The 17811-nt window shown below is 42.0% G+C and carries 12 protein-coding genes; 2 read left to right on the top strand and 10 right to left on the bottom strand.

All coding sequences use genetic code 11. The features are described 5' to 3' along the window. Positions 1-281: 281 nt before the first annotated feature. Both NO991_RS10455 and NO991_RS10450 read right to left on the bottom strand, forming a co-directional pair. On the bottom strand, positions 282-1364 hold the full coding sequence (locus NO991_RS10455) for a DUF4785 domain-containing protein (protein WP_371351989.1): 1083 nt from the start codon (positions 1362-1364) through the stop codon (positions 282-284). A gap of 9 nt (positions 1365-1373) precedes the next feature. Continuing rightward, positions 1374-2240: a hypothetical protein gene (locus tag NO991_RS10450; RefSeq protein ID WP_054560749.1), complete on the bottom strand. Its 867-nt coding sequence runs from the start codon at positions 2238-2240 to the stop codon at positions 1374-1376. Positions 2241-2655: 415 nt separating this feature from the next. On the opposite strand from NO991_RS10450, the gene NO991_RS10445 reads away from it, so the two are divergent. Next, positions 2656-3345, top strand: a complete 690-nt coding sequence (locus NO991_RS10445; protein WP_063700501.1) for an alpha/beta fold hydrolase — start codon at positions 2656-2658, stop codon at positions 3343-3345. A gap of 310 nt (positions 3346-3655) precedes the next feature. On the opposite strand, the gene NO991_RS10440 is transcribed toward NO991_RS10445, so the two are convergent. From NO991_RS10440 to NO991_RS10405, 8 genes are all read right to left on the bottom strand, one after another. Continuing rightward, complete coding sequence (locus NO991_RS10440; RefSeq protein ID WP_371351988.1) at positions 3656-5413, bottom strand: HEAT repeat domain-containing protein; 1758 nt, start codon at positions 5411-5413, stop codon at positions 3656-3658. Positions 5414-5431: 18 nt separating this feature from the next. Beyond that, positions 5432-7360, bottom strand: coding sequence for a hypothetical protein (locus NO991_RS10435; protein WP_371351987.1), 1929 nt, complete (start codon positions 7358-7360; stop codon positions 5432-5434). 747 nt (positions 7361-8107) lie between these two features. Beyond that, complete coding sequence (locus NO991_RS10430; RefSeq protein WP_371351986.1) at positions 8108-9094, bottom strand: hypothetical protein; 987 nt, start codon at positions 9092-9094, stop codon at positions 8108-8110. 413 nt (positions 9095-9507) lie between these two features. After that, positions 9508-10650, bottom strand: coding sequence for a RelA/SpoT domain-containing protein (locus NO991_RS10425; protein WP_371351985.1), 1143 nt, complete (start codon positions 10648-10650; stop codon positions 9508-9510). A gap of 615 nt (positions 10651-11265) precedes the next feature. After that, entirely contained in the window at positions 11266-14157 is a 2892-nt protein-coding gene (gene gcvP / locus NO991_RS10420) for an aminomethyl-transferring glycine dehydrogenase (protein ID WP_239964610.1), read from the bottom strand. Between the two features lie 164 nt (positions 14158-14321). After that, positions 14322-14711, bottom strand: coding sequence for a glycine cleavage system protein GcvH (gcvH, locus tag NO991_RS10415; RefSeq protein ID WP_054551324.1), 390 nt, complete (start codon positions 14709-14711; stop codon positions 14322-14324). 51 nt (positions 14712-14762) lie between these two features. After that, positions 14763-15845 (bottom strand): glycine cleavage system aminomethyltransferase GcvT, encoded by a 1083-nt coding sequence (gene gcvT / locus NO991_RS10410; protein WP_054560755.1) that lies wholly within the window; start codon positions 15843-15845, stop codon positions 14763-14765. Between the two features lie 180 nt (positions 15846-16025). After that, positions 16026-16625 carry a hypothetical protein gene (locus NO991_RS10405; RefSeq protein ID WP_054560756.1) on the bottom strand — a complete coding sequence of 200 codons (600 nt, stop codon included), beginning with the start codon at positions 16623-16625 and terminating at the stop codon, positions 16026-16028. A 124-nt stretch (positions 16626-16749) separates the two neighbouring features. Between NO991_RS10405 and NO991_RS10400 the strand changes: the two genes are divergently transcribed. Beyond that, entirely contained in the window at positions 16750-17595 is an 846-nt protein-coding gene (locus tag NO991_RS10400; protein WP_054551321.1) for a LysR family transcriptional regulator, read from the top strand. The last annotated feature ends 216 nt before the right edge of the window (positions 17596-17811 follow it).

Genomic DNA, 17811 nt, shown 5'->3' with positions numbered 1-17811 from the left:
TCAGCATTTAAAAATAATATTCACAAAGAGGATAAGAGACGCTGCGCTTTAGAGGAAAAAACAAAATACTCTTTTGGTCTATCTCATTTATTTCTCATTCTTTTCTCTTTGTGAAAAACAAATTGAACCACAGGGTTCGGCGAAAAAACGCCTAAACTCGTATCTCGCAAACTTTTTCGTCTGATAGCTGACGGCTGAAAGCTGATGGCTCCTTCCCCTAGCAACTCGCTAACTTGTTGGGCTTCGCTTAGCTCCACCCAACATACGATAATAGCTACCCTTTACTCCCCCGCAAACTTCAACATTCGCGTTTGGTCGGTAAGTTCAATATCCACCAGCTCATATGGAGCTTTGGCTGCTTGAGTGACCACAAAAGGCATTGTGAAACTATCATAGCTATCAATCTGTTTTGCTACTTCAACCGTTGCCAGTTTGATGCGCTCACCTTTATTACCTTTGCCAGTTAAGGTTGCACGAATGGCATAGCGGCCTGAGTCGGTCACTTGCACCGGTACTTTAGCTTGGTATTTGTTATTGCCAAGCGCAGTGACTTTGGCTTTATCCATACTGATGGTTTGTGAGCTATGTACAAACGGCATTTTTATAGAGCGTTTTACCGTTTGGCCATTCACTTTAGTGTCTACACTGGCCTCAAGCTCATAGTAACCATTTGCGGCACCCAAAGTTTCAAGCGGGTAATTAAATACTGCTTCACCATTTTCGTAACGTACATCTAGTTTTTCGCCATCAGGGCTTGAAAGCGTTAACTTCACATCACTATCTTTAAAGCGCTTTTTACCCATACTAAGCTGCATAGCAACACGCTGTTGCTGATCTTTCACTTTAAATTGCGATTTAGCATGCAAAGCATTGCTCGAGCCTTTTTCAATCACGTGCAGCAAGTAGGTGTCGTTATCGTTAAGGGCTTGGCTTGTTCTTAGCATTGCTTTGCCATTTACCTGACCTAGCTTGAGCCCAACACTGCCATCGCTAAATCCTGCATTTTCCATTTGCTCACGTGCAACCATGGCTTGCATTGGCATTTGTCTAAAGCTGTCATCTCGCACCGACAGTTTATCTAGCTGTAAGCCATGAGGCTTAAATACTTCGCCACTATCAAAGCGTGCTTTTGGTGCAATGCGAATAAAGTTATCAGCTTGGTTTACAAAAACAGGCACACCACGCTTAAGCTCTTTACCCGAAACTTTCTGCCAATATTCAACACTGTCTTTTTCAAGTGTTTGTAGTTGAGCGCTTGATGCTGGTTGAACTTGAGGGAATTGATAAACCGTTTGCTCATTAGCATTTGCGGCTGTGCTTACAAGCACTATTGCAGCTGCAATTGTGGTTAACTTATTAATCATAGCGGGCTCCTAAATTCGGTTTTTAAGCATGTTTGGCAAGCCAAAACAGTTACGTCGACTTTGCTGATGACTTAAAGGCTCACCACCTTGGGTTCGTGATTTATCGGTAAACCACACCACCCCAGCTAACGACTGAGAACTGCAATTTAAAAAGCCATCTGAACAGCTGTCTAACCAGTTTTGTGTTACTTCAAGGCCCACTTGATTTTGATAACCGCCACAATAGCTGTCGCTATCCCATACCGCTGATTCAACATCACTGCCCACCACGGTTTCGAATCGAGACGGTAAACTTGGGCGGTTCGGTGTGCCATACAGCCACTGTGCGTTATACGATTCCATCCAGGATACTTGCTGTTGTTTTACTGCATCGCTGCCGTAGCCTAAAAGCCAACCCAAGCTTTGCTCAAACGAATTACCCGCAATAACCGCATCAGCCAACGGCGTGCCACCACTTGAAGGAGCCAGAGCAATGGTACGCGTGACTTTGCTAATAATATTTGGATAACGGCTATCCCATGTTGGGTTAGATAAAATCCAACGCACCACATTGCCACCGTTAGAATGGGTGATCAGAGTTAAATCTGTGATGTTTTTATTATTGATAAATGTAGTGAGCTGCCCTGCTAAACAGCCAGATGCCGCGTCTGCCCACATGTATTGATCAAAGTCACAATTAATGACCGTGTAATTACTACTATTTGGTAAACCTTGACGAACCGTGTCGACAAAACTGCCTGTCCAATAGTCATTATACGCATCGCTTTGCTGGCCTGTACCGTGCACAAATGCGACTCCTTGCGCAGCAAAAGCACTGTGGCTGATACCCGCTGCCAACATTAAAGCTGGCACTAATGAGAGTGTTTTTATTTTCATGTGTGTTCCTGTTGATTGTCATTTTATCTATCAGGTTGGAGGAGTGACCTCCGACCAAAAACATAGACCAAACAGGTACGAAAGCAAGAATAAATTTACATTAATTTAACTTTTGTGCATTTTTTAAGTACAAATTATTAGATTTTAGGAGAAAAAGAGGAGGCGAGATGCGAGGTGCGAGATGCGAGATGCGAGATGCGAGTAAACTTTCCCTTTACTCTTTCTAACTCGCTAACTTTTCAAGCTGATAGCTCTTTTGTTCATCGGGCGAAATAAATTTCACGCCTACAGTGCTAGCAAAATAAAACGGTATACATTGCACAATGCGAAATAGTATCGCTGCACGAAAGTACTATATCCAGCCCTGTTTAAATTTCATACGTTGTAAATTAAATGTTAAACAGGAGAACACACAATGAAACGCTTATTGACGATGATTGCGCTATGCGCAGGCATGAGCACAACTGCTTTTGCAGCATGTAGAGATAACGTTGTACTGGTACATGGTAATACCGCCTCCCCTTCGAGTTGGAATAACACAATCAACGAATTAAAACGAAAAGGGTATGTCGACAGTGAAATTTTCACCCCAGATTGGGGCTCTAAATCTTGCGCGAGTTGCAACGATCATAACGGCAGTGAAGAAACGCCCGTACGTAACGCCATTCTTACTGCAATCAACCAATCTTGCACAGGTAAGATCGATATTATCGGCCATTCAATGGGGGTTACACTCGCAGCTCAGCAAATTTATAAGCTAGGAATGGCATCAGATGTTGATACCTTTGTTGGTGTTGCAGGTGCCGCGCGCGGCCTACTTAGTTGCGGTGTTTACCCATATAATGTGTGGAATAACACATGTGGTTACTATGGCTTATCGGTTGGCAGCCCATTATTAAATAGCATTTATGGAGAAGCATTAGGAGACAAAGTGTATTCCATAAAGAGCTACTCGGATCAAATCGTCTGCTCAACTGGCACTTGTTATGTGTACGGCATTCACAGCAGCCGATTATGGAATGAAAATGCCACCTACACCTACGTTCTCGGCCACTTTGGTTTGCAAACCGATACGTACGTAAAACAAGTGAGTTTGATTCAGTAGGTTTGAGTTAGCGAGATGGTAGCAACGATTTTATATCGCGTAGGAATGGTTATAGGTGCTAGGTGCTAGGTGCTAGGTGCTAGGTGCTAGGTGCTAGGTGCTAGGTGCTAACAGCGTAGTGTTAGTTGCGCCTCCCCTATGACTTTTTTCGGCGTTAAAACGCCTCCTACAACTCGCATCTCGCTAACTTTTCAATCTGATAGCTGACGGCTGAAAGCTGATAGCTCCTTTACCCTTTCCCCTTGTATCTCGCTAATTAGTTGGGTTTCGCTCCGCTCTACCCAACCTACCAACTTGCTAGCTTATGCTTTTACGAACCATACAGCGCTTTCATCAATTGGCGCAGGTTCTTTTGATTAGTTTCCGTCTTAACCAGCGCTTTTAAACGGCTTTTAACCTCTGGTTTTGACTTCGCTTGTTGACTTAACGCCGATATAGCGGCGCTGCGAATATCTTTCGGGTTACTAGCGTCAGCAAAGGCATAAATACTATCTACTTGTTCTGCGTCTAACTCATTATTACCCATTGCCTTTAAAATCGCCCCTTGCGTTTTACTATCAGTTTCTTGATTTAGTTGATTACTCAAGTAATTCAAACTGGTTTTACTTGGCATTTTTGCCAAGGCCTCTGCCGCATTTAGTCGTAATCTTGCACTGTCGCCAGCTAAATAATCACCAATAAGCTGTTGATGATCATAGTCTCCACTATTACCCAGTGCGGTGATTAGGGCTGATGCTTTTTGCTCCGTTGCACTAGAGCTCAAAGAATCAGCTAATTTTTGGGTTAACTGAGTTGAAAACTCACTGCCCTGCTGATTTTTTGCAATCACCCCCATTACCATTAAAGCACTATGAGCCAGCTTAGAATTTTCTTCATCAAGACCATATGACATGGAATACTCAAAAATCGCCTCAACCTGCATGTCAGTTAACGGCTTTTCACTGTATTTTAGTGCCATTAAACTTCTAAAGCGCTGATTTGGTGAAAATAAACCAGGCTCAACAAATACCTCTGTTAGTAACTGTTTTGAATTAACTGAGTCATGTTTACCTAAGTACATAAACAATTTACTTTCTAGGAGATCAGCAATTGATTTAGTTGAAATAAGCTCTTTTAAGCTCAGCAAATACTGATCATTGTCATAAAGAAATTGCAAAAGCGTTTTTCGGTCTCCCTCTAGCCAATCCATACTTTTTAAAGCAGTGATAAACGCTTCAGTATTTTTTAATGGTTGAGGCGGCGCTTTAGGGTAAACCCAATCTGTGCTTAAATTTTCCCATTGATTAGGGTCTTCGGGTAATTGCAGTAACCTTGCATCATCGGGTATCGATTGATTTGAGCGATTTAAACTTAGTGTTTGCAGTACTTCAATATTCATACTTCCATCACTACTACTGACTTGAATATGACTATTTCCGAGGGTTTTTGTTAACCAGCATTTATCGTTTTCAAAGATAAACTCATCACTAATAATGTTCGCCGTTTCTAACTGCATTAGCTTTTTCGCAGCGTTAGTACTTTGCCTAGTGTCAGTTGGTTCTAAGTAACTGAGTTTATTTCGCTTTAGTTTATTATCAGCTAACACTGTGTAGAGTGATTTGTACTGACCGATATCATCTCGCTCTTTAACCCAATACTTATCCCCCTGTAAATTTTCAGGGGGTTTTGCACGGTGAAAGGCACGGTATAAAGCAATCAGCTTTTGTTGATCAGCCGCTTTTAATTTAGCGTTAAACCGATAATCTAAAACTTCACCTGAGTTATTGCTAACTTTCACAGCAAAAGGCACAGCATACTCATTGCTGGTACTCACTGTTTTATTCAACTTTGCTTGAGCTTGGTATAGCTCAAAACCCAACCAGTGAAATTTTTCTGCAACTAACAAAGGCCGATAAATTAACCGCCCTTGCAAGTCAAACTGGCTTTTTGAGGGGCTATTCATCGAAACAATATTCGTATCAGCTTTTGATTGAAGTTCACCCCAAACAGTACAATGAGGCACTGCATAAGCGGCCGAAGCATAGCCTAATAAAGTGCCAAATAATAAACTCAGTTTAATTAAACGCATTATACCTATGCCTTCATACTAATAGTTTAAGGTTGCTGATTCGTCTAAAATTGTCCAGCTTTTATCGTACAAGGTACTAGTATCGTAGATAGTTTGAGTTTTGGTTTTTGTCTTAACCGTGCAACACCACTTGTATTTAGGGTATTTCACATAAACATAAAATTCACCGGAAATAGCCTCAATATCATTCGTTACATCAATCCCTAAGGTGATTTTAGAATCAGTGATAGCTTTAGCTAAATCTGCATAAAGTGTGGCATTAAATGTATCTGCAATAATCAAAAAGTCTATACCAACACCGCCACTTGCAATACCTAAGTTTATTTCTGCAGTGGCATACGCATCCATGCTGGCAGTAACAATATCTCCCCCTAAGTCAATTCGGCTATTGCTGTAAGCTAAACCAACCCCTAAATCCAAGCTGCCACTGACACCTGCCTCCACTGTCACCGGAACAATTACAATGGTGAACGTCGTTTCAACCACTTTTTGCTCTTCGCTCCAGCTATATCCTAAAGACTTGTCTAAGGCCGTTAACGTATCGCCCTCGTCAATTAATGTGTCACCCAGCACACTAAAGTTTGCTGCATAAGTAATCTCACCATCACTTACATTTGCACTCGCTTCAGCACTGGCACTAACCAAACTCGCTGATTTATCAAATAGGTAAAGATCTAAATCTGCTTCTACTAGCCCCTCAGCTGAACCACCATTACTAGAAGAAACATTCATATAGCTATAAAAAGAAGGGCTGATTGCCACAGCGTCACTGTCACCATAGGTAGCACTCCAACTGCCAACTTTGGCTAACGTTGTTGCTGATGAAGCTGTAGTCTGCATCGTTGTTGCTGATGAAGCTGTAGTCTGCATCGTTGTTGCTGATGAAGCTGTAGTCTGCATCGCTGATGCTGACGCTATTGTTGTTTTATTACTATTTAGCTCTACCGATTCTGCAGTACTCACTTCATCATGATAAAGTGCATAAGGTACTTCAACGGTAATACTATTATTTTCGCTATGAGCTTCAATTTCATCAGAGTTGTCGTGGAAGGTAAATGTCATGCTAAAACTGTTTTCACCACCATCGTGATCAAAATCATCGTGTATCGCTTTTAGCAATACGCCATTTACTGCAACATCCCAAGGAAAGTAATGAGATTGCTCATGATCAGGAAACTTAATACGCATCGTCTCCATATAAGCTTGTGCTTGCTCATTCCATAAGTGAGCATGATAAGTCGTTTCGCCGATAGTTATTGTTGCACTGATGTCAGCCTCGTTGACTGAATTACCAAATTTGGTGGCATTAATAAAGCCTATTAAATCAGGTACTTTCTGTGTTGGTTCACCAGTACCTGTGGTATCTCTTTTACCCGGGCCAGGAAAAATAGCAAAGCCGTCGCCTACTTTAAGTTTATCTAAAACAAAATCATGGTAATGACCATCGCTAATGGTTACTGAGCTGTAGGTTGTTTCGTCACCAGACTCAATGCCACGGGATTTATTATCTGTAACATCAACTTCGTTTGAGATCACACCACTTGTGTCAACAAAAGCGGCAATGACAAATTCACCCGATACGAGATCTTCATTTGGCAAAATTAGTGTTGCCGTATGATTTTGCTCGCCTTCTTGTAACTGCTCGATATAAAACTCACCCAAATCGTAGCCATCTGGCTCATCTTCAGTTTCGAGCTCAGCGACTTTATCTCTTTCAATTAAAATAAATGAAACACCAACATGTTCATTCGTTAATAAGGTTGTTTCGGTACTGAAATCAACTGTGATCTGTTGTCCTGGTTGATAAACGTCATCAGAGACTGGGCTCATAGATTTCAACGCTACATTAGCAACAGCTTCTTGTTCGGTAGAGTCATCATCAGAACACCCAACTATTGAAAGTAGGGATAAAGCCAACACAGCACTAATCCTTTTACACTGATTCATATTACGATTCCTAATTATTGATTGTAATTTCGACAAACTATTAATTAATAAAATGCTTACTTCTACTCAAAGTCCGACCGACTTCTTTTCGAAATGGTTAAGCTTTAACCCACCCAAATTGGGGTACAAAAGGTTCATATTTCAAAGGGTAAATCACAATAATGGATGAATTATGGAGGGATAAAAAAATTTAATAGGTGCTAGAGACGAGGAAGGAGATAATAGATATCAGTCGTTAGAAGTCAGATTAGATTGTGCCCGCACATAGTTAAATTGAAATGCTCATCCGTAGGCGTGAAATTTATTTCGCGCGATGAACATAAGAGCATCAGCTTGTAGGTTGGTTAGAGCGGAGCGAAACCCAACATTTGTAGCTATCAGATTACGAACACAAGTTTGCGAGTTAGAAAGAGTAAAGGGGAAAGAGGCGAAATTCGAGTCGTAGGAGGCGTTTTAACGCCGAAAAAAGAGTTATTAAATATCAGTCGTTAGAAGTCAGATTAGATTGTGCCTACGCATACTTAAATTGGAATGCTCATCCGTAGGCGTGAAATTTATTTCGCGCGAAATATATTTCACACCTACGGTATCGGGATTAGCCATAGCAAGGTACAGGCACAATCTAACCTAAACCTTATGGCTTAAAGCTCTTTTGTTTTAATCTGATAGCTGACGGCTGAAAGCTGATAGCTCCTTTCCCCTCGCTAACTTATCGAGTTTCGCTGTGCTCTGCCCTATACGCTGTTATTAATACCCTTCAAACCTTGTTGCACAACCTATGCCTATGCACTCAACACCACTGTCGAGTTCTAACAGCTCTAAATTATAGCTTTTGCTTACATCTATTTTTTTTAGTGGGTTATTAAAAAGGCTAATATCTACTAAATTTGCATGTTCACGTAAATCAATGTTTTTTAATTTGTTATTTGACAAAAAGAGCACTTGAAGCATGGGGTTTGCTGTTAAATCGATAGTGCTTAACTGGTTATTACCGGCGTAAAGTGCAGTTAACTTTTTATTATGGCTTATGTCTAAAGAGCTAAGCTGGTTGTCATCTAGGTTTAGTTCGCTGAGCATCTTGAACTTGCTTAAATCTAGGTTTTTTAACTGATTATTTGCAAGCTCAAGGTTACGAATACCACTCGGTATATTTACTTTTGTGAGCTTATTGCCCGACAGGTTAAGTTGATACAGTTCAGAATTAACAAGCGTCAATTCACCTGTCAGCTTATTATCATTAAGATCAAGCCATGTAAGTTTACTGTTAGTGCTTACATCAAGCTTTGAAAGCTTATTACCACTCAGCATTAAAGTCTCTAACTCTTCGTTGTTACTTACATCAATACTCGTAAGGCTATTTTGGCTTAAATTAACATGGAAAAGCTGGCTGTTGTGGCTTATGTCGATTTCGGTCAGCTGGTTTGGCACTTTTTTATCGGCAGGCCTACTTGTAATGCCACCAATTTCACCAACTATGAAGCTATCTCCTTCATTACTGAGGACGAGTTTTGTTAAGTTACTAAAATGCTCAACCCCTTTGGCTGAGGTAATACCGCGATCTCTGCAATGTATTTTTGTCACCTCACCCACAGTTTTATAGCCACTTTCTTGTAAACACGCTAAGAAATTAGCATCAGCAACCACGCTCTCTATTGGTGTATCGTCATTAGCCGAAGCACTAGCAATCCCAAGATTTAACACAAGCAAACAGGCCAAAGCCCTTTTAATGCGCACAAAGTTCCTTTTTAGCATTATTTCACCTTAAAATTTCAACAACATAATCAGGTGGTTAATTAAGAGGTTTCACCACCCAACAACAAAGCATGCATAATACAGGTTATTTGATGTTTGTACCTATATAAATACAAAAATTCTTCCGAAGTTGTTTTTTAATGGGTTCGCGCGAAATAAATTTCACGCCTACAGTGCTAGGTGTTAGGTGCTAGGTGCTAGGTGCTAGGTGCTAGGTGCTGACAGCATAGTGTTGATTTGGATTAGTAAAGGGGTTAGGGAAAAGCCTGAGCCAGTTGATTTGCTCATCAATTTTATAAACCAATAAACTTCATTTTAAAGCTTTGCGCTAACTTCCTTATTATCAGTCCCTCTCTAAACAGAGTGTAGTGAGTCACCTTACATTTCTAGCTATATTATAATTCAATGGCCAACTTCTTCCTTGTAACTTTTTGAAGCTTGATAGGGTTTTCTATTTTCTCGATTACTTCTAGATATTCTAAGAAACTTGTAGAATCCGCGAAATAGTTCGGGTAAGCATCTTTGATACTTGCTACATTTGAAGATGAAACTAACGCAACAATGAGAGCTTGCTTTGAAGCAGCTTGTTTCTCTGCCTCAATATAAAACTTTTCGGCATCTTTGTTACCTTCTTCATCATTAGAAAACATTGTGGTAGTTAAGCTTTTATCAAATGTATCAATGCTTATAAGTACATAGCCTGTATCTGTATCTATCTCCTGTAATTGGTTCTCAATAACCCTCAAAGAGTTAGCAAAGGCCGCAAAACGTTCAAAAATATCCAATTTTGTAATATAGTGCTGACATAGCTTATTGCTATATATAATATCCATCGTACTTTGACCTAACTTTTTAGCATAACTCGGAAGTAAGGTACTCATTTCTAGTTCACTATACATAGGTATACTTTCAATAAGGGCAAATTGCTCACTTGTTGAGCTAAAGAAATCTTTCCACTCCGTTGTTCCTATATTTGACTTCAAAGCCTGCCCAGTAAATAAATCTACTATTTCCAATGCAGTAGCCCATGAATGCTGCATTTTTGTGCGAATTTGTAATTCAATACTTTTTGTTTGACCATTTTCTCCACCAAACTTCCCAATCAAGTGATAACCGCGGTAACCATCCTGCTTTGGCTTCTTTATATAGTCCTTAGATTTATACTGACCATTTTCAAACTTAAACGTTGGTAACTTCTTTAATTCTTTTACAACTTTTCTTAGCCTCTTTTCATCCTTTACTATTGCCCTACATCCACCAATGTCCTGCATATTTTTTAATTTCATATTCTCAAACCTACGAAGCTTGGAAACTATAGACGGATAACGTTTTAACCTTTTGGCAAAAATAGCCTGCTTATCGTGTGGTAATGTAGCTTTGACTAAAGATTCAAATGCCGCAGCAAGTGCATTTTCATGGGTGAATCGCCAAAAAGAGAGCACATCCATACATTCTGAAAAAAGTTGTGGATTTTTATTTTCTAAATTAGGAGTAAGGAGAGTTTCTCCAGCTTTAATTACCTGCTTTCCTGAATACATAGCCTTCCTTGAGTTAATTCTATTTTAAGTTGAGACTGCCTCCAAGATTACATTAACTTGCTATATAATTGGAAATTTTAATATCTCTCGCGATTCTTATATTCAAACAAAATCAACCTAATTATAGTGCCTCTAAAAAACTGCTAAATCGTGTCAGCAGCTATAAAATGTAAAGATAAGACTCGCTGTTTTACTTTAACCTAAATTCTTTTCGCGAAATAAATTTCTCCCCTATGACACAGGGGTTAACCACAGCAATATGCAGACACAATCTAACTTAAAGCTTAAAGCTCCTTTACTCTTTCCCCTTTCAAACTCGCTAACTTGTATTCTTAATCTGACATCTGACGACTGATATCTAATAACTCTTTTTTCAGCGTTAAAACGCCTACAACCCCCGCATCTCGATACTCGCAACTTTCCCCTTTCTCCTCGCAACTCGCTAACTTGTTGGGTTTCGCTCCGCTCTACCCAACCTACAAGCTGATAGCTCCCTTCCCCTTTACTCTCGCTAACTTTCCCCTTGCTAACTTTCCCCTCGCTAACTTTCTCCAAAACACAAAAAAGCCGTTACATTGCTGCAACGGCTTTTTGGCATTTGAATTTAATCAAACCTTAGTCACGGTATGTCTCAACCGCTGGGCATGAACAAACTAGGTTACGGTCGCCGTATACGTCATCGATACGGGTTACTGTAGGCCAGAATTTGTCTTTTGCTACGCTTGGTACTGGGAATGCAGCGTAGAAACGGTCGTATGCACGATCCCACTCATTGCCTAGTACGTCTGCTTGTGTGTGCGGTGCAAACACTAGCGGGTTGTTTTCAATTGACCATTCGCCAGATGCGATACGGTCGATTTCTGACTTGATTGACACCATTGCTTCGATGAAACGGTCGATCTCAACTTTAGACTCAGACTCAGTTGGCTCAATCATTAGTGTGCCAGCTACTGGGAATGACATAGTTGGTGAATGGAAGCCGTAATCTTGTAGACGTTTAGCTACGTCCATTTCTGTAACGCCTGTTTGCTCTTTGATTGGGCGTAGGTCAACAATACACTCGTGCGCAACGCGGTTGTTACGGCCACGGTATAAAATTGGGTAGTGCTCGCTTAGCTTCTCAGATAAGTAGTTAGCGTTCACGATAGCCATTTCTGTTGCTTGTTTTAAGCCTTCAGAGCCCATCATGGCAATGTATGCCCACGAGATTGGTAAAATAGCTGCTGAGCCGTAAGGAGCAGCAGAAACCGCACCGTTACCGATGTTTGTGCCAGCAACATTAATTACGCTGTGGTTAGGCATAAATGGCGCTAGGTGAGATTTAACACCGATAGGGCCAACACCTGGACCACCACCACCGTGTGGAATACAGAATGTTTTGTGTAGGTTAAGGTGCGATACGTCAGAACCGATTGAACCAGGGCTTGTAACACCTACCTGCGCGTTCATGTTTGCGCCGTCCATGTACACTTGACCGCCGTGCTGGTGCACGATGTCACAGATTTCACGAATTGTTTCTTCGTAAACACCGTGTGTAGATGGGTAAGTGATCATGATACAAGATAGGTTTTCAGATACCTCTTCGGCTTTCGCTTTAAGGTCTGCCATATCAACGTTACCGTTTTTATCACAGTCAACAACCACGATTTTCATGCTTGCCATTTGTGCAGACGCTGGGTTTGTACCGTGCGCTGAACTTGGGATCAAACATACGTTACGGTGACCTTCACCGCGTGACTCGTGGTATTTACGAATCGCGATTAAGCCTGCGTATTCACCTTGTGCACCTGAGTTAGGTTGTAGTGAAACTGCATCGTAACCTGTGATGTTTACTAACCAGTCATGTAACTCTGTCATCATGATTTGGTAACCCGCTGCCTGATCAAGTGGGCAAAATGGGTGTAAGTTTGCAAACTCAGGCCAAGTGATTGGGATCATCTCAGCTGTCGCATTAAGCTTCATTGTACATGAACCTAATGAGATCATTGAGTGGTTAAGCGCTAAGTCTTTGTTCTCTAGGCGCTTGATGTAACGCAGCATTTCAGTCTCGCTGTGGTACGAGTTGAAGTTAGGGTGCGTTAAAATTTCGTCATCGCGTACTAGGCTTGCAGGAATTGAGTTGCTGCCGTTTACTTCGATTTCGTTTGCAAGTGCATCAACGCTCAGACCGTGGCCTTCACCTAAGATGATGTCGAATAACTCAGCTACGTCTGCACGAGTTGTTGTTTCTGATACAGAAATTGAGTATTCACCTGCGCGGTTAGACGCAAAGTTAACGCCGTGCTCTACTGCACGTGCAACGATTTCGTCTTTGTTATCTGCAACAACAGTCAGTGTATCGAACCATGTGTCGTGCTTAAGGTTTACACCTTTCGCTTTTAAGCCTGCTGCTAAGATGTCTGCAAAACGGTGGATACGCTCAGCGATAGTTTTAAGGCCTTGTGGACCGTGGTAAACCGCGTAGAACGCTGCCATGTTCGCTAGTAGTACTTGCGCTGTACAGATGTTTGAGTTGGCTTTTTCACGACGAATGTGTTGTTCACGTGTTTGCATAGCCATACGTAGTGCGTCGTTACCTAAACGGTCTTTAGAAACACCGATAATACGACCTGGTAGTGAACGCTTGTACTTGTCGCGTGTTGCGAAGAATGCAGCGTGTGGACCACCGTAACCCATAGGTACACCAAAACGCTGTGCTGAACCAAGTACTACGTCTGCACCTAGTTTACCTGGTGCTTTAAGCATTAATAAGCTCATGATGTCTGCAGCAACACAAGCAATCGCTTTTTTGTCTTGTACTTGTGCGATTAGGTCAGTTACGTCAGTGATTTCACCGGTTGTTGATGGGTATTGGAATAACGCACCAAAAATCTCATGATTAGCCGCTTCGCTTGCAGGACCAACAACAACTTCAAAACCAAACTGGTCTGCACGTGTAGCAACAACGTCGATTGTTTGCGTGTGTACGTCATCAGCAATGAAGAAGATGTTTGCTTTTTTAGCTTTAGCAACACGCTTTGCAAGGCCCATTGCTTCTGCAGCAGCCGTTGACTCGTCAAGTAATGACGCGCTTGCTAAATCAAGACCAGTTAGGTCAAGGGTCATAGTCTGGAAGTTTAATAATGATTCTAAACGACCTTGTGCAATCTCTGGTTGGTATGGTGTATACGCAGTGTACCAGCCTGGGTTCTCAAGTACGTTACGTAAAATTACGTGTGGTACGTGAGTTGGGTGGTAGCCTTGACCGATGTATGATTTGAACACTTTATTTTTGCTTGCTACTGATTTTAAGTAGCTTAGTGTTTCAACTTCAGTGCGGCTTTCGCCAATTGATAAACCTTGCTCTAAGCGAATGCTTGCAGGTACCGTTTGACCGATCAGCTCTTCAACACTCGATACTCCAAGAGCGCTTAGCATGTCGCTTACTTGCGCTGGGCTTGGCCCAATGTGACGGCGAATAAAATCTTGCTTTTGCTCTAATTGTTCAAGAGATTTGGCGTTTGACATTTGTCCAGATTCCTATGATCCAAAAAAAAGTGGTTACTGCCAATGGGTAACTGGCAATAACTTAAAAACAGGTTGATTCAGTAACTTACAGCGTATGGAAAAGTAAGCTATAAAATCATAAAAGCCCCACTTATGAGGGGCTTTTAGTCGGCGTGACTAATTAATTAGTCTTCGTCGATTGTGTTAGCGTAGCCTTCAGCGTCTAACAGGTTATCAAGCTCTGATGTGTCAGATGCTTTGATACGGAATAACCAACCGTCAGTGTACGGGTCGTTATTTACTGTTTCAGGCGAATCTTCAAGCTCTTCGTTGATTGCAACGATTTCACCGCCGATTGGTGCGTAGATGTCTGATGCTGCTTTTACAGACTCAGCTACTGCGCAGTCTTCACCCGCGTCAACTTCATCACCAACTTCTGGTAATTCAACGAATACCATGTCGCCAAGAAGTTCTTGTGCGTGCTCAGTGATACCTACAGTAAACGTACCGTCACCTTCGTCGCGAACCCACTCGTGTGAAGTAGCATATTTTAATTCGCTTGGGATATTGCTCATCTTTTTGTTCCTTTGGTTTATATTGGGTGATAACACCAAATTTTTTATAGTTTAGATAACTGATTTGCCGTTACGTACAAAGCAAGGTTTAACAACCTTAACGTTAACCAGTTTTTTACGCATCTCTACTTGGGCTGTTTCGCCAGTTGAACGCGGAACGCGTGCTAGCGCAACACTGTGACCAAGGGTTGGTGAGAATGTACCAGAGGTAATCACCCCTTCACCACCTTCAACGATGACTTTTAAACCGCTACGCAATACGCCTTTTTCTTCAAGCACTAAACCAACTAGTTTGTCTGTGCTCTTGTCAGCGCGTTGCTGCTCTAATACTTCACGACCGATAAACTTACGATCTTCTGGCTCCCATGCGATTGTCCACGCCATGTTTGCAGCAAGTGGAGAAACACTTTCGTCCATATCTAGGCCGTAAAGGTTCATACCCGCTTCAAGACGTAACGTATCACGTGCACCTAGACCTGCTGGCGCTACACCTGCGTCTAGAAGCTGTTGCCATAAATCAGCAGCTTGATCGTTAGGTACTACGATTTCATAACCATCTTCGCCAGTATAGCCTGTTGTCGCAATAAATAAATCACCTGCTTGCACACCAAAGAAAGGCTTCATACCTTCAACAGCAGCTTGTTGCTCTGCGTTAAGTACTGTTGCTGTTTTAGCACGTGCGTTAGGGCCTTGAACGGCAATCATTGCAAACTCTGGACGCTCAGTAACCGTTACGGCGAAATCAGCCGAAACTTTAGCTAAGTGCGCTAAATCTTTTTCACGTGTTGCTGAGTTAACTACTAAACGGTAGTTCGTTTCTGAGAAGAAATAGATGATTAGGTCGTCGATTACGCCGCCTTCTTCGTTAAGCATACCTGTGTAAAGTGCTTTACCTGGTACAGTTAACTTAGCAACGTCGTTTGCAACTAGCTTACGTAAGAACGCTTGTGCTTGCTCGCCTTGAATATCGACAATAGTCATGTGAGATACGTCAAACATACCTGCATCTGTGCGAACCGCATTATGCTCTTCGATTTGTGAGCCGTAGTTGATTGGCATTTCCCAGCCGTGGAAATCAACCATTTTTGCGCCAGCTTCAAGGTGCTTAGCATGTAAAACTGTTTTAGAAGTCATAATATTCCTTCACTTTTAAATTAACCCACAAGTTGTGGGGCGTGGCCTCAATTTAATGAGGGGGAATAACATGGGCGGCGATTATACATTAGTTGCACAGTTGTCACACCCAAATTGCGATTTTGTAACTAAAAAACAGCTAAACACCCAAGTGCGTAGCTGTTTTAAAAATTTTATGTTTTAAGCAACGTTGGCTAAGGCTAAATCAAAGCCGAGCTGCTGCAAGTGCGTTTGCCATTTATCAAGCTCTGCTTGGCGCGCCACCAGCTGAAATTGCTGTGTTGCTTGGTTATCTATGGCGGTAATAAATACCTCACCGCTTTGTGCACCATAGCAGCTGCGCATGTCTGATAAACGCAGTCCCGGCGTTAGCTTAAAGCTGTCAACCAAAGCATCAAACGCTTGCTCACCACTTAGGGTTAGTGCGCTTAAATCGTCACGCATTACATAATCAATGTCGTAACGTAGTTGTTGCTCATTAATAAGCGACTGTAATTGCACGCTGGCATCTTTACCTAATACAAAACGAAATGCAGTTTCGTTAAAGTAATACAGGGCATAAGCGTAGCTGCTTGTTAGGTCATCGTCTAATGAACTACGTAAGCCTAAACCGCTGGCAGTTAGCTTATTAATATCAAGACCTAAAATAGCCGTTAAAAATGGGATTGCTTCAGTGCCACTAAAATCCATAATGGCAGTATCGCTATTAGCTTGTAGCACGTTGTCTGCTGGGGTCTCAGCTTGGCTGTGGCGAGCAAACATTATTGGCGTAAAAGTCATATGTGACACCTATCAATCGTTAATGCTTGAAGTATATTGCGCCGTGCTGGCAACAACAAATTGTAATTATTTATCAATTGATAAATAATGCTTATATACATAGCCCTATAAATAGAATTTTTTAATGAAAAACATTTCTACCGATAGTTTACGTACTTTAGTCACTGTTGTTGAAGTTGGCGGGTTTGCCAAAGCGGGTGAATTATTAGGGCTATCGCAACCGGCTGTGAGCTTACAAATAAAGCGCCTTGAAGACATGCTGGGCCATAAGCTGTTTAAAAAGCAAGGTCAGCGCCAAGTGCTTAATCAATATGGCGAACTGCTCATGCCATTAGCAAAGCAAATGCTGCAACAAAACGATGCCATTTTGCAGCAGTTCACCAGCGAAAACGTGACCGGTAAAGTGCGCTTGGGGATCCCTAGTGAATTTGCTGCACGTATTCTACCTTCGATCATAGGTGACTTTGTGGCCCTCTACCCTGACGTGTCGCTCGAAGTGCGCTCTCGTTTGAGTAAGCATTTGTTGTCGGTCTCGCGCCAAGATCAATTCGATTTAGTATTGGCATTAAACGAAGAGCTTGAATCAGCTAAGTTCCCTATTTTTATGCAAGACCAACTAGTATGGGTGGGTGATTTAAACCTGGCACAAAACGATGTGGTAACGCTTGTAACCGCCCCCGAGGGATGTATTTATCGCCGCCGCGCAATCGAGGCGCTACAAAGTGCGGGTATTAAATACCGCATTGCCTACAGTAATGCCGACTTAACCGGCCTAACTGCGGCGTTAAAAGAAGGCTTAGGCATTACGGTACTCGCAAAAAGCACCGTACCGAATGAGCTTAACTACCAAATACAAACCAAAGACCTCCCCGAGCTTGGTCAAATCGGTATTAGTTTAATTAAACGCACCGACGACCCCGGCACCGCCGTAGACAAACTCGCCGAATTCATCGCCCTACGTTTGACGTAGGTGTGAGTTAGCGAGGTGCGAGTTAGCGAGTTAGCGAGTTAGCGAGTTAGCAAGATTGTAGCCGCGATTTTATATCGCGTAGGAATGGTGCTAGGGGCTAGGGGCTAGGGGCTAGGGGCTAGGGGCTAGGGGCTAACAGAATATTTTTTTTGGGTTGGAATACCTTCCCCTTTACTTTTTTCGGCGTTAAAACGCCTCCTACACCTCGCATCTCGT

The sequence above is a fragment of the Pseudoalteromonas sp. DY56-GL22 genome (assembly GCF_041414715.1).
Classification (GTDB): Bacteria; Pseudomonadota; Gammaproteobacteria; order Enterobacterales; family Alteromonadaceae; genus Pseudoalteromonas; species Pseudoalteromonas simplex.
This window is presented reverse-complemented; position numbering and strand designations above follow the sequence as displayed.

What these genes read in the sequence shown, in the direction of transcription:
- NO991_RS10455 (WP_371351989.1), bottom strand. Translation starts at nt 1,364, where the DNA reads ATGATTAATAAGTTAACCACAATTGCAGCTGCAATAGTGCTTGTAAGC.
- NO991_RS10450 (WP_054560749.1), bottom strand. Translation starts at nt 2,240, where the DNA reads ATGAAAATAAAAACACTCTCATTAGTGCCAGCTTTAATGTTGGCAGCG.
- NO991_RS10445 (WP_063700501.1), top strand. Translation starts at nt 2,656, where the DNA reads ATGAAACGCTTATTGACGATGATTGCGCTATGCGCAGGCATGAGCACA.
- NO991_RS10440 (WP_371351988.1), bottom strand. Translation starts at nt 5,413, where the DNA reads ATGCGTTTAATTAAACTGAGTTTATTATTTGGCACTTTATTAGGCTAT.
- NO991_RS10435 (WP_371351987.1), bottom strand. Translation starts at nt 7,360, where the DNA reads ATGAATCAGTGTAAAAGGATTAGTGCTGTGTTGGCTTTATCCCTACTT.
- NO991_RS10425 (WP_371351985.1), bottom strand. Translation starts at nt 10,650, where the DNA reads ATGTATTCAGGAAAGCAGGTAATTAAAGCTGGAGAAACTCTCCTTACT.
- gcvP (WP_239964610.1), bottom strand. Translation starts at nt 14,157, where the DNA reads ATGTCAAACGCCAAATCTCTTGAACAATTAGAGCAAAAGCAAGATTTT.
- gcvH (WP_054551324.1), bottom strand. Translation starts at nt 14,711, where the DNA reads ATGAGCAATATCCCAAGCGAATTAAAATATGCTACTTCACACGAGTGG.
- gcvT (WP_054560755.1), bottom strand. Translation starts at nt 15,845, where the DNA reads ATGACTTCTAAAACAGTTTTACATGCTAAGCACCTTGAAGCTGGCGCA.
- NO991_RS10405 (WP_054560756.1), bottom strand. Translation starts at nt 16,625, where the DNA reads ATGACTTTTACGCCAATAATGTTTGCTCGCCACAGCCAAGCTGAGACC.
- NO991_RS10400 (WP_054551321.1), top strand. Translation starts at nt 16,750, where the DNA reads ATGAAAAACATTTCTACCGATAGTTTACGTACTTTAGTCACTGTTGTT.